The sequence below is a fragment of the Spirosoma sp. SC4-14 genome (genome assembly GCF_037201965.1).
Lineage (GTDB): Bacteria > Bacteroidota > Bacteroidia > Cytophagales > Spirosomataceae > Spirosoma.
The window spans coordinates 3,869,666-3,883,086 of record NZ_CP147518.1; the positions used below are offsets into that span (position 1 = coordinate 3,869,666).

Annotated in this window: 10 protein-coding genes; 3 read left to right on the forward strand and 7 right to left on the reverse strand. The window is 52.1% G+C overall.

Annotation, left to right across the window (positions count from 1 at the left end; all coding sequences use genetic code 11):
- Positions 1-128: 128 nt before the first annotated feature.
- From gyrA to WBJ53_RS15840, 4 genes are all read right to left on the reverse strand, one after another.
- Positions 129-2,642, reverse strand: coding sequence for a DNA gyrase subunit A (gene gyrA / locus WBJ53_RS15825; protein ID WP_338877121.1), 2,514 nt, complete (start codon positions 2,640-2,642; stop codon positions 129-131).
- A 285-nt stretch (positions 2,643-2,927) separates the two neighbouring features.
- Positions 2,928-3,377 (reverse strand): RES family NAD+ phosphorylase, encoded by a 450-nt coding sequence (locus tag WBJ53_RS15830; protein WP_338877123.1) that lies wholly within the window; start codon positions 3,375-3,377, stop codon positions 2,928-2,930.
- A gap of 33 nt (positions 3,378-3,410) precedes the next feature.
- On the reverse strand, positions 3,411-3,845 hold the full coding sequence (locus tag WBJ53_RS15835; RefSeq protein ID WP_338877125.1) for a DUF6526 family protein: 435 nt from the start codon (positions 3,843-3,845) through the stop codon (positions 3,411-3,413).
- Positions 3,846-3,954: 109 nt separating this feature from the next.
- A complete protein-coding gene (locus WBJ53_RS15840; protein WP_338877127.1) occupies positions 3,955-4,338 on the reverse strand; it encodes an antitoxin Xre/MbcA/ParS toxin-binding domain-containing protein in 384 nt (127 codons plus the stop codon).
- A 166-nt stretch (positions 4,339-4,504) separates the two neighbouring features.
- On the opposite strand from WBJ53_RS15840, the gene WBJ53_RS15845 reads away from it, so the two are divergent.
- Positions 4,505-4,852: a hypothetical protein gene (locus WBJ53_RS15845; protein ID WP_338877128.1), complete on the forward strand. Its 348-nt coding sequence runs from the start codon at positions 4,505-4,507 to the stop codon at positions 4,850-4,852.
- On the opposite strand, the gene WBJ53_RS15850 is transcribed toward WBJ53_RS15845, so the two are convergent.
- The 3 genes from WBJ53_RS15850 to WBJ53_RS15860 all read right to left on the reverse strand — a co-directional run bounded on the left by WBJ53_RS15850 (position 4,849) and on the right by WBJ53_RS15860 (position 10,210).
- Positions 4,849-6,285, reverse strand: a complete 1,437-nt coding sequence (locus WBJ53_RS15850) for a DUF1501 domain-containing protein (protein WP_338877129.1) — start codon at positions 6,283-6,285, stop codon at positions 4,849-4,851. The genes WBJ53_RS15845 and WBJ53_RS15850 overlap by 4 nt on opposite strands.
- A 293-nt stretch (positions 6,286-6,578) precedes the next feature.
- Positions 6,579-8,954, reverse strand: coding sequence for a DUF1549 domain-containing protein (locus WBJ53_RS15855; RefSeq protein WP_338877130.1), 2,376 nt, complete (start codon positions 8,952-8,954; stop codon positions 6,579-6,581).
- A gap of 143 nt (positions 8,955-9,097) precedes the next feature.
- On the reverse strand, positions 9,098-10,210 hold the full coding sequence (locus tag WBJ53_RS15860; protein WP_338867813.1) for a hypothetical protein: 1,113 nt from the start codon (positions 10,208-10,210) through the stop codon (positions 9,098-9,100).
- A 248-nt stretch (positions 10,211-10,458) separates the two neighbouring features.
- Here WBJ53_RS15860 and WBJ53_RS15865 point away from each other — a divergent pair, with 248 nt between their 5' ends.
- Both WBJ53_RS15865 and WBJ53_RS15870 read left to right on the forward strand, forming a co-directional pair.
- Positions 10,459-11,361, forward strand: a complete 903-nt coding sequence (locus tag WBJ53_RS15865) for an alpha/beta hydrolase (protein WP_338867815.1) — start codon at positions 10,459-10,461, stop codon at positions 11,359-11,361.
- Between the two features lie 78 nt (positions 11,362-11,439).
- Positions 11,440-13,392, forward strand: coding sequence for a thiamine pyrophosphate-dependent enzyme (locus WBJ53_RS15870; RefSeq protein ID WP_338867817.1), 1,953 nt, complete (start codon positions 11,440-11,442; stop codon positions 13,390-13,392).
- The last annotated feature ends 29 nt before the right edge of the window (positions 13,393-13,421 follow it).

The window sequence follows — 13,421 nt, forward strand, 5'->3', positions numbered from 1 at the left end:
TGTGTTTTAATATTCAGGAACGAAATTACGGAATCTGTCTGTATAAGCATGACCAACTATAAATTGTTTGAGCCGCCCCGCTGAAAGATATCAGCACAGACGGCTCTACTTAGTCGCTTATTGTCAGCTTATTCAGCACTTTCCGGGGTTTCTTCGGCAGAAGTGTCATCGACTTCCTCCTGCTTAATTTTAGTAACGGACGAAATTTCATCACCATCGCGCAGGCTGATCAGCCGAACGCCCTGCGTATTGCGACCAATTACACTGAGGGCACTAACCGGGGTCCGGATGGCAATACCCGATCTATTGATAATCATCAGATCGTCGCTATCCGATACATCCAGAATGGCTACCAGCCGCCCAACTCTATCGGTCACTTTCAGCGTCCCGACCCCCTTAGCGCCCCGGTTCGTAATCCGGTACTCGTCGATATCGGATCGCTTACCGTATCCTTTTTCGGAAACGACCAGGAGTTGAGCCTCCGCCGATGCAATACAAACCATACCCACAACATGGTCGGTCGCATCGTCCTCATCGAGCGAAATTCCACGAACACCCGCAGCCGTCCGCCCCATGGGCCGTACCCGGCTTTCGTGGAACCGTACGGCTTTCCCCGCACTCGACCCAATCACAATATCGTTGTCGCCATTGGTCAGGCACACGCCAATCAACTGATCCCCTTCGTCAATGGTGATGGCAATGATACCACTCTGACGCGGACGCGAGAACGCTTCCAGCATCGTTTTCTTGATCGTGCCCTTATGGGTACACATCACAATGTAATTATTGTTGATGTAGTCCTCATTTTTCAGGTCCGTCACATTGATCACCGCCCGTACCTTATCATCGGATTCGATATTGATAAAGTTGGCCAGGGGGCGTCCTTTCGACGTACGCGATCCTTCGGGTAACTCATAAACCGGCAACCAGTAAAGCCGGCCTTTCTTCGTAAACACCAGCAACGTATTATGCATCGTGGCCGTAAAGAGGTGCTCGGTAAAATCTTCCTCTTTGGTGGCAGCGGCCTTAGCCCCCACTCCTCCCCGACTCTGCGACCGGTATTCGGTGGTTGGTGTCCGCTTGATGTAGCCTTCGTGCGAGATGGTAATGATCATATCCTCATCGGCAATCAGCGACAGATCGCTGATATTACCATCGCCCAGCGCATTGATCTGCGTACGACGTTCGTCGCCATAGCGTGCCCGCAGATCAATCAGTTCCTCTTTGATCACTTCGCGTTTGCGCTCCTCACTCGCCAGAATTGCTTTGTATTCGGCAATTTCGCGCATCAGTTCATCGTATTCGGCCTGTAATTTATCCCGTTCCAGACCGGTCAGACGCTGCAGACGCATTTCCAGAATTGCTTTGGCCTGCACATCGCTCAACTGAAAACGCTCCATCAATCCTGTTTTGGCAACTTCCGGATCGCGCGATGAGCGAATCAATTCAATAACGGCATCGATGTGATCGAGTGCAATCAGCAGCCCTTCCAGAATATGCGCCCGTTTTTCGGCCTCACGGAGTTCATACTGCGTACGGCGGGTTACTACCTCGAATCGGTGTTCGACGTAGTACTTCATCATATCTTTCAGGTTCAGCAACATCGGCCGCCCTTTCACAAGCGCAACATTGTTGATGCTGAACGACGATTGAAGTGCCGTGTGTTTATAGAGGTTATTGAGAACAACGTTCGGAATGGCATCTTTACGCAGGTCATAAACAACCCGTAAGCCGTCGCGATCCGATTCATCCCGAAAAGCCGTGATCCCTTCTATTTTCTTCTCATTGATGAGTTCGGCCGTTTTTTCAAGCATTACGGCTTTGTTCACCATATACGGCACATCCGTTACAATAATCTGGGTTTTGCCCCGATTTTCTTCAATGGTCGCGTTTGCCCGCATTACCACCCGCCCACGTCCGGTCTTAAAGGCCGATTTAACCCCTTCCATGCCATAGATGGTAGCTCCGGTCGGGAAATCCGGCGCTTTCACATACTGCATCAGATCTTCTACCGTAATCTCGTTATCGTCCAGATAGGCGATAATACCATTCACAACTTCGGTCAAATTATGCGGAGCCATGTTGGTCGCCATCCCGACGGCAATACCCGACGAACCGTTCAGCAAGAGGTTGGGCAGTTTAGCCGGGAGCACCGTTGGTTCTTCGAGCGAGTCGTCGAAGTTAGGCTGAAAGTCAACCGTTTCTTTATAAATATCGGTCAGCAACTCCTCCGCAATCCGTTTCAGCCGCGCTTCAGTATACCGCATGGCTGCGGGAGAGTCGCCATCGATTGAACCAAAGTTTCCCTGACCGTCGACGAGCGGATACCGCAGCGACCAGTCCTGGGCCATACGAACCATGGTATCGTATACGGATGCATCGCCGTGTGGATGGTATTTTCCTAATACCTCGCCCACAATACGGGCCGATTTTTTATGAGGTTTGTTGTAGTTAACGCCCAGTTCAGCCATTCCGAACAAGACCCGGCGGTGCACCGGCTTCAGACCGTCGCGCACATCGGGCAGCGCACGCGAAATGATAACCGACATCGAATAATCGATGTAGGCACCGCGCATTTCGTCCTCAATGTTGATGGGAATGATGTTACTGGGGGATTCGAGGTCGGGATTTTCGTCCGCCATGTTCAAGTTGGAGTTTCGCAGAAAATTACTATTCCGATTCACGCTCTATCCGTGAACCGCTCTATAGACAAATATACAAATTTTTCAGGACAAAAGCGAAATAATCCCGTGAAAACTGCCTAAAGTGGCTTAGATACCCTAAAATAGTACCAGATGCAGCCCGAATAATCGCTGATTCCTGAACGGGCTATTACCCAGATGAAATACAATTCTATTTCATCTCAAACATACTTTCCAGCAGTCCTTTTTAGCTCAATAATCAGCCCGGTCACCAAAGCCGATTGGCTATGATTTAATCCTGGGATCAAACGTGAATGGCTCCGTTCGAACTAGTCGAATTCGGGAAAAATCGGGATGAGCAGGGTTTAGCAGGTAATTCCATTCATTGGGAATAATAGCCGACGGAACCCGCAACACCGCCGACGTTCCACGCTGCAGCCAGTTGGCACCCAATTGCTGACAGATAACATACTGTTGAAAAGCAAACCAGTCGGCCGGCAGTTTAGCCGGGTCAATGGTTTCTACCAGCAGGCCATCGGGAATTTCGATCACCATCACCCGAAACAGATCGAGTAATCCTTCTCCGCTGCGGTGAACCACGTTTTCCAGGCAGGCCAGGGCGCGGGTAGCCGCTGTGTAGAGCACAAACTGTCCACGGGCATTCCAGCGCGCAGCCCCACCCGACGCCACTAACCGGTCGGCATACACAGCTTTGGTTATTCGATACACAACCATTCGCAACGGGTGATGCAGGCGGTCCGATCAAGCTTACGCCCGATGATGATCGGCACGCCAGTTTTGTACAGTTTTTTTTATCTCGTCCGGACTCATATTCTCCGCTGCCGCCCGACTGGCCAGAGCAACAAACTCGGCATCCGATGCAAAGCGCAGCGCGATGATTTGCGCTACGGATAGGTGCTGGTCCAGCAGTTTACCCGTCAGCACATAATGGCGCAGATTTTCCTCCGCCCGTATTGCCCGATCCTGAACCTTGTTCGGAAACTGACGAGTATAGAAAAATAATAACCCCAGCGCAACCACAACCCCTAACGGAAAAAGACCGGCGATCATCCAGTGAGGGTCGCCCGCAACCTCCACCAGGTTCACAATGGCCAGAACGAGCAGAAACAGGATTAAGGCCGACGTAAGCAAATGAAATCCCGGAACGAAACGGGCGTGATTCGAAAAATTCTGTTGTTTCATGGAGGGGAGTGTTACAATCTATTTTTCCTTAGACGATCATCCCCTGCCAATAGCTACCCAATCGGCTTCATTCTCGCCCATAAAATCATCGACTCGCGCGCCGAACCAATCAGGCCAGGTCGCCGTATTCGATCCGAATTAGTTCATCCATCACCAGGTCGATGCCGCCGGATGTATGCAGCAGATCGAAGGGCAGTTGGCTGCCCAGTCCGTAAGCGGGTTTATCCATCCACCGCCGGAATGCATCGGCCGACCCGAATACAGATTCTCCGGTCTGAAAAAGAGCCATAATTTTCAGCACCTTCTCACTGTCCTGCGGATTGAGTTTTTTCTTCTCCCGCTCATAACGCTGAAAAGTCTTCAGCGAAGTATCGAATACTTCGGCCAGTTGTTCGCGTTTATAGCCAGTGAGGTCAGCAATCTCGAAGAACCGAGTTGCGGGCACACCTTTGAGCGCCGAAAATACGAGAGCGGTGCGGTCTTGAACGATCATGGGGCAAAGCTAAGAATTTTGTCCTGAAAACATAGAATTTTGTCCGTTGGTTCTTTTAACATTGCCAACGCTCCTGAAAACTTATGCTGAATTTTCTGGTTTACTACCTACGGGTGGTTCAACGCTATGTTGTTGAACCGCGGGTTCTACCAAAATGGATACAACTATGAAAACGATATGCATGACTACCAGCCTGCTGCTGACAATAGGCGTTGCTCAAACAAGTTGGGCGCAGTCGACTACGGGCGGAAAGAGTGGCGGCTCAACGGCATCAACAGGGACCGGCTACCTGACGGAAGGCCAGCGCCCGGCGACTACCAATCCAAACAGCATGACTATCGACGACGAAGGAGCTTCCCGTGCGTATATGTATGTTCCACCCACTACGCATAAGAACCGGGCGGCTTCGCCGATAGGCTCGGCGAATGAACAGACTCCCTCTAAACAGGCCGTTGCCGACAGCAGTGGAGTCAAAGACAAATCGGCTCGCCGGAAAAACCAGCCATTCAATTAAGCCAGCAGGTCCGCCACCGCTTTGCCCTTTCCATCGGGCGTAGTGTAAAAGGGTCGTTTTTCAATTTCGTACTGCGTATCGGGCGGAATACCCAGCGCATGGTAAATGGTCTGGTGAATTCCTTCAATACGAATGGGGTTTTCAATGGTTTTACAGGGTCGTTCGTCGGCGGTTTTGCCGTAAACAAATCCTTTTTTTATGCCGCCCCCGAACATAAGCACCGAACAGCCGTCGGTAAAATGCCGGTGCATTCCGTAGAATTTCAGATCGGACAGGATATCAGGCTGATTAACCTGTTCGAGTACTTTGGCATCGGGACGCCCTTCCACCATCATATCACGGCTGAACTCGCTGGCCACAATCACCATCGTCCGCTCCAGATGGCCGGTTTTGTCGAGGTCTTTGATCAACTGCGCAATGGGGCCATCGATCTGTTTTTTCATAGCTTCCAGGCGCGTATGGCCATTCTCGTGGGTATCCCAGCCTTTGAAAGGTTCATACTCAGTTGTGACACTGATAAACCGGGCTCCCTGTTCGGTGAGTCGACGGGCCAGCAGGCATCCTAACCCAAACCGTCCGGTATTATAGCTATCGTAACTCGCTTTAGGCTCCGTACTGAGGTCAAAGGCTTTGGCTTCAGGCGAATTCAGCAATCGATAGGCCTGCTCCATCGAGCGACGCAGCGACTCTTTCTGGTAATCGCTGCCAAACTCCCCTAGCGGACTATTGCTGATCAGGTCATTGTATAGCTGATTCCGCCGTTCGAACCGGCGGGCATCCATCCCAACTGGCGGGCGCACACTTTCCAGTCCCTGACTCGGATCGGGAATGAAGAAGGGCCCAAATTCATTGCCCAGAAAACCTGCCGTATGGAATGCTTTTAACTCTTCGCCCTCTCCTACTGTAAACCGCTGGCCAATATCGATGAAGGCCGGAATTACCGGATTTTTGGGGCCCAGCTCTTTGGCAATCCAGGCCCCTATGTGCGGAGCGGCCACGGTTTGTGGTGGTTCGTAGCAGGTATGCCAGTGGTATTGATGCCGCGAATGCAGGATATGTCCCATGTCGGCGGCAACATACGATCGAATCAGCGTACCCTTATCCATAACGTTACCGATAGCCTGGAGACCGTCGGAGAAATGAATCCCATCGATCACGGTAGGCACCGATTTGAATGTACTCAGCACCCGGTTGCCCTCCATACCCGTCTGAAAAGGCGTATATTTTTTGGGATCGAAGGTTTCGGTATGGGCCATTCCTCCCGCCATCCAGAGCAGAATCACGGTATCGGCCGTTCCTGGCACGGAGGCTGTTTTTCCGATTCGGCTACAGCCCGACAACAGACTCGGTATAGGGGCCCCGGCAGCCAGTGCAGCCAGTGTAGCGGCACTTGTTCTCGCCAAAAATGTCCGTCGGTTCCAGCGCTGTTTCATAAGCGTAATTAGTCGATAATTCGCGGCTTCGCTGAGCCGTCTGCGCAATTATTGGTATGTTCACCAAAGAAGCCTCACCGCTATATTCTACTATAGAGCCGCCCGTTTGCCTGGTTCAGTACAGGCCCATTTCGTAAACCTCACTAATTTTCCATGAGGCAATACCTTGCAGAACTACGGCTATAAATTTGTTTCGAACCCGTTGGTCGGCACCATCGACGAAACACGCGATCCAGAGTCGGAAAGCCTAACTGTGGGTTGTTATAATCAATCGATCCGTTGCTACCCATACCTCAGTAAATCAACTGAAATTCGGGGTGTAAGGCAATGGCCCATACCAAATCCTGAATACTTTCGGCACTGGGAACCGTCCCCATGAGCTTCTGGGCTACGGCCAGTTCCTTTGGAGATGGTTCGCGCCCTAACGCCTGCCAGTACAAATTTTTCACCAGCAGTTCCGATGATGGATATCGTTTTTGCCACTTCTCAGCACCGCGTTTGAGTGTTTCATTAAACGTTGTTCCATTGGTTAATTCCAGTGCCTGAAGCAGGTTCGCCTGCGAACTTCGGCCCGTGCTCACCGTTTCCCGATTAGGACGCCCCAACGCAGTTAGAAATGGATCATTTTTAACCAGTGCAGCTCTCGGAAACGGAATTACCTGATGAATCTGCTTCGGTAACATCTCCACCACCGACGTATCCTGATACATGGGATAGAACGCCCGGCTCACAGCATCGGCAAATTGTTCGGCCGTGAGCCGACGACGCACCATGCCTTCAAAGGTGTAGGACGGAGCCGTCAGTAACTCCACATCCTTTACCCCAACGGAAGGCAGTTGGTATGTTTTGGACGTCAGGATGGCATACATAAGTTTTTTCAGGTCGTAGCCATTCTGAACAAAGTCGTAGGCCATCCAGTCGAGCAGGTCCTGGCTCCAGGGTTCATTATCCATGGCATCGACGGGTTCAACAATGCCCCGCCCCATAAACTGCGCCCAGATCCGGTTGACAACCGTTCGGTAGAGTCGGCCATCCTTAGGTTGCACCAGAAAATCGGCCAGTTCCCGAAGACGCTGCTCGGTGGGGGCATCGATGCTGATTTCGCCCAGGTCCCGGTACAATATCCGCCGTCCGGCCATCTTTCCGGTTGGCTTATCACACCGGTTGATTTCCAGGGTAGAGTCGGCAAAAACATTGGCAAATGCATAGGCATCGTCCAGTTTCCAGTCGCTGATAAAACTATCGTGGCAGGATGCGCATTTGAGATTCAATCCCAGAAAAACCTGCGCTACATTCTGGGCGGCCTGCATTTCGGTTCGCTGACTTGCGTTGATGGTTCCCCGCCACTGGATTCCTTTGATAAACCCGGCCGATTGTTTCGAGGGGCTGATCAATTCCCGCACGAACCAGTTGTAGGGCTTATTCTTTTTCAGGGATTCGTATAACCAGGTTGTAATGTCGGCGCGTCCACCGGTCACATAGCCCGTTCCGGTGTAATCGTTCCGCAGCGCATCGTTCCAGAACGTAAGCCAGTGCTGAGCATAGGCATCGTTTCGGTTGAGCAGATTTTTCACCAGTAGCTCCCGTTTATCGGGTCGATGATCGGCCAGAAACGCCTGCACCTCGGTTGGTGTCGGTAAGAGTCCAATGGCATCCAGATAGACCCGCCGGATATAGGTCCGATCGTCGATAACGCCTTTCCAGGCAATTTTATGCTGCTGAAAATAGGCACTGACAAACCGGTCGATGGGCTGCGTGATATCGACCGTTGCGGGTGGCACAACGGGCAATCGGGGTGCCAGCGCTGCAACCCGATATATACTTTTCTCGGCCCCAGTTGGCCAGGGAGCACCCTGTTTGATCCAGAATGCCAGCAATGCAACCTCCTTATCGGTCAGCCGTTTGCCTTTGGTGGGCATGGCTTCTTTATGCCCGGCTGGCAGGGTGATCCGCCGGATCAGTTCACTATCGTCGGGATGGCCGGGTTTGATAACCATGCCATTCTTACCCCCTTTCAACAGCAATTCTTTTTTATCGAGCCGAAGCTCGCCTTTAGTTTTGGTTGCGCTATGGCAACTATAGCAGTTATGCGCCAGAATGGTCCGTACGTCCAGATTCAATGCTTCAACCTGCTTATCGGTCAACGGTCCGTTAACGCTGGCAAAGGCCAGAGGAGGAGTAGCAGTTGACGGAGCGTCGTTGCTTTTTCCGGGAAGTACGCTCGACAGGTAATCTTCGCCATGGGTCAGCAATGCGCCATAGTGCCCGGCCACGCAAACGCCTAGCCCTGTTAGTACCAGGGCCGTTCGATACAGCCGGGTCGTTCCCCAACGGGCTGTCAGCAGTGTACCCACGGCCAAAGCAGCCGTAGCAAATCCCGCCCATTGGTGAACCGTAACGGTTTGGCCGCTGTATTCATCCTGGCCGATCAGCATCAGGCCCAGAATAGCCGCCAACACGGCACTAACCGCACCCAGCCAGAGCATGGCCCAAACTGCCGATTGCCACTGATTCGATTTTCGGTACCACCCAACTCCCTCCAGCAACAGGGCTACGCACAATAACGCTACGGGAAAATGAACGATCAATGGATGTAACCGACCCAGAAATTGCCAAAGCCAGAAGGTTGCAGCCAGAAAAGTCTGTAGAACGGACAGAAGGACAAGCATACAGTAGCAGAAGTCGTTGGCTGGTTCCCATTTCCGGGAACCAGGCTATTCGTTCTTTCAAAGACGATGAACCCGCCCGTTCTACTATAAAAGCTCCCAGTCGACAGCCAAACTGTTTTTCCCGCCCTGGAGCCTCCGTCTGGTTAATGGGCCATATACTGTTTTGCTTCGCGGATAGTCGACTTGTACTCAGCCGGCTTCAGTGCTTTTTTATAATGGGCCTGCGCCTGTTTGCTATCGCCCGACCGAGCCGCAATACGAGCCAGTCCGGCCTCGGCAAAGGCGTGATATTCTCTGGTATAATTAGCCACATAGGGCATGTGCAGGGCAGCCTGATAATGCCCGGCGGCTTCCCGATTGTTTTTTTCACGTTTTTCCAGCAATAGCCCTTCCAGCACCGCAATGGGCATTGGGAGCATGGGATGAGGCAGGTGTTTTAGTTGCTCTACCATTGTCTGAGCTTCTTGGTAACGACCAGCCAGCATCAGACTCTCGGCATGACGCAGTACGAATACCGGATTGTGCGGAAATCGTTCGGCCAAAATTCTGGTATAGTAAGCAGCCCGTTCTGGCTGACTTTCCTGTTCAAGGTAAATATGACTTAAATAAAAACAGGTTTCAATCCGGGTAAACACAGCCCGCCGACTGGCCATATCCATCTGTTTCAGGCCTAGTGCCATATCCCCATCCTGAAAAAACCACATAAGCGGCTTGATGAGCGGATTGTCGAGGGGATACCGCTCGACATAATAATTGTATAAACCCGTGGTAAAGTAAAATTCAGGATTCTGCTCAATCAGCGAAAAGCCCGTTTTCATGAACCCATAGGCCTTTTTCGATTCATTTACAGCTTTCATCGTCTGCCCATCATTGTTAAAGATCAGGGCCAGGTAGCTATGGGCCGTCAGGGCAAAAAAGGTTCCTTCGGGATCTTTTTTATTCCGTTCTAACAGCTTGCCTGCCAGAACGATACTTTGCTGACAGGCCAGTTTAAACTGTGCAACAGCTTTGGGGTTTTCATTGATGGGCAAAAACTGCCATTTGAGTTTCATGGCCTGAAGCAGAGGAACTATAGGATGCTCAGGGTATCGCCCCCGAAGTTGTGCAATAGGCTGGTCGGCTTCCTGAAAGTTGCCCTCGTAAATCGAGTCGAGTGCTTTCAGAATTACGGGCTGAACGTTCTGATCCGACAATACCTGCGCCTGCACAACCCGTGGACTGACAATAAGGAGTAATGACAAAAAATAATATTTCATAAACGAACTCAGCATAAAAGCACTCACCAGTTCTTGGACGAACTATCAGGCACAAGTAACCATCTGCCAGGACAGTAATTCGATTGACGAAGTAGTAGGAAGCGCGATTAGAGGCTATGTGAACGAAAATTCAGTCCGAATGTCGGCCAAACGACACAATCGAAAAGTTCGATTTCAACCCGTACGTATAATTCCTCAGTTTAGCAGCGGATTTGTTCACCATAGGCATCCGCTTAATTCTCGCATGTATGAAGGAGCCCTCTCGTATAAAACGTCGGTTGATCCGTTGGGGGAGCCTGGTTTTAGCAGGCCTGTTACCCGTCATCCTATTGAATCAGTGTACCCTCCGCATGTCCGATTCAGCCATTCAGAACTACTTCAGCAAACAAGCTATCAAACCAACGTTTCACCACATCGCCATAGCAGGACGTAGCCTGCATTATGCCCACATTGGAGCCGATACTTTACCTCCCGTGGTGTTTATCCATGGGTCGCCGGGTTCCTGGGATGCATTCATTTCGTTTTTTGCCGATTCGGGTCTTTATCAGCAGGCACAGCTACTTTCAGTAGACCGGCTCGGGTTCGGCAAATCCGGGTTGGGAAACCCCGAACCCTCTCTAGCCAGACAGGCAGCAGCCATTGCCCCCATTCTGCAACAGGTATCAAAGATTAAGCCGCCTATTCTGGTTGGCCACTCGCTGGGTGGGCCCATTGCGGCCCGGCTGGCTATGGACTATCCGCAATGGGTGGGCGGGCTGGTTCTGGTGGCTCCCTCTATCGACCCTGCTCTGGAAAAGCAGGAATGGTATCGACCGGTTGGCGCAGCCATACCGATCCGATGGTTGCTGCCAGCCGAACTGGATGTCAGCAACCGGGAAATTCTGCCCCTCAAAGCCGAGCTGGAGGCTATGCTGCCGCTCTGGGCCAGCATTCGGGTGCCCGTGACAGTTATTCAGGGCGATGCCGATGAACTGGTGCCAGCGGGGAATGCCTGGTTTGCCCAGCGGATGCTATCCCATGCGGCTGTGAACCTACGCCTGCTACCCGGCATGAACCATTTCATTCCCTGGCGACGCCCAGACACCATTCGGGAGGCTATTCTGATGCACCTGAATGGCAGGAAATCGTTACCAGCAAAAAAAATACCGTAGCTATCAGGACGAAGGTAGCATCCTGTCGTCTAAGTACGTACAAATAAGTATTTTTACCTAATTTCACCGTAGCTGACTATGCCCGAAACCACTGACCTGACTTGGTATAAAGTGTTGAACACTGTCGACGAACTCCCCGAAGGACGGGTAACGACTGTCACGGCAAATCACACGAGTATTTGCCTGACCCATTATAACAAAAAAATCTGCGGACTCGATAACCGGTGCCCACACCAGGGTGGTCCGCTGGGCGAAGGTTCGATCGAAAACGGCCTGCTGCGCTGCCCCTGGCATGGCTGGGATTTTGACCCACAAACGGGGCAGGCACCCGGCTTTCACGACGACGGCATTCGAACGTTTCCCATCGACATCCGCCCCGATGGCATTTATGTTGGCATCCAGCCAGAGGCTCCGCATCAGCCTACCCTATCCGACATCATGATGCAGACGCTGGTCAACTGTGGAGTCGATACTGTTTTTGGTATGGTCGGCCATTCGAATCTGGGCCTTGCCGATGCCATGCGTCGGCTGGCCGAAGCGGGCAAACTAACATTTATTGGTATTCGCCATGAGGGCGCAGCTGCATTTGCCGCATCGGCCTACGGTAAACTGACCGGGCGGCCAGCGGTTTGCTTTGGCATTGCCGGGCCGGGAGCTACAAATATGTTTACGGGTATGTGGGATGCCAAAAATGACCGCGCACCGCTGATTGCACTCAGTGGACAGGTACAAACACAGGTGGTGGGTACCGGAGCGTTTCAGGAAGTCGATCTGGTGCAGGCCTTCAGTTCGGTGGCAGCCTTCAACCAGCGGGTTATGCAGACCAGTAAACATGCCGAACTCATGGTGCTGGCCGTAAAGCACGCCCTCCTGAACCGCGACGTGTCACACCTGACTTTCCCGGACGAAATTCAGAAACTACCCGCATCCGGCACGGCCCAGGCCAGTTCGCTCGATCACCGCATGGGCCTGCCCGCCATTACGCCCGCACCCGGTTCAATAACGGCTGCGCTAACCAGACTTCAACGGGCTAAACGACCGGTAATCATTGTAGGCCATGGAGCTAGGTTTAGTATGGAACCAATTCTGGCTCTGGCCGAAATGCTGAATGCCCCCGTGCTTACAACCTTCAAAGGAAAAGGACTCATTCCGGATACCCACCCGTTGGCCTGTGGGGTGCTCGGCCGCAGTGGTACGCCCATTGCAAGCTGGATGATGAACGAAGCGGACCTCCTGCTGGTATTTGGTTCATCATTCGCCAATCATACCGGCATAAGCCCGAAAATCCCGACGATTCAGGTCGATTTCGACCCAGTCGTACTGGCTAAATTTCATCCGATCGACGTACCCGTCTGGGGAGAAATTGCAACCACAGCCTCTCTATTCCGGCAAGAGCTTACCACCTGTCAGGCCATTGATCAACGCCCGGCTATTCAGCACCGATGGGACATCTGGCGGGCCGAAAAAGTAAACCGACTACGGGACGATCAAACAATGGGACTCAGCTCGATAGCCGTCTTTGAGGCACTTAGCCGCCATACGCCTGGCAATGCGGTAGTTTGTGTCGACGTAGGCAACAACGCTTACTCCCTCGGACGGTATTTCGAAACCAGTGGCCAATCGTTTCTAATGTCGGGCTACCTGGGTTCCATTGGCTTTGCTCTCCCGGCCGCTATGGGTGCCTGGGCCGCTGTGGGTCAGCAACGGCCAGTGGTTTCGGTATCGGGCGATGGCGGTTTTGGTCAGTATATGGCCGAATTTACGACCCTGGTTCAGTATCAGATGCCGATCAAACATATTTTGCTGAATAACAACGAGCTCGGCAAAATCTCGAAAGAGCAACGCGCCGATCGACTCGATGTATGGCAGACAAGTCTGCACAATCCCAGTTTCGCCGAATTTGCAACCAATTGCGGTGCCCTTGGCATTCGGGTTAGTCAACCGAATGAACTGGAAAATGCACTCAGAGACGCATTTGCCTATCCAGGTCCAGCCCTGGTAGAAATCATGACCAATGGCGCTCTGATTTGATCGACCAATACACCCATCCATTAACCTGA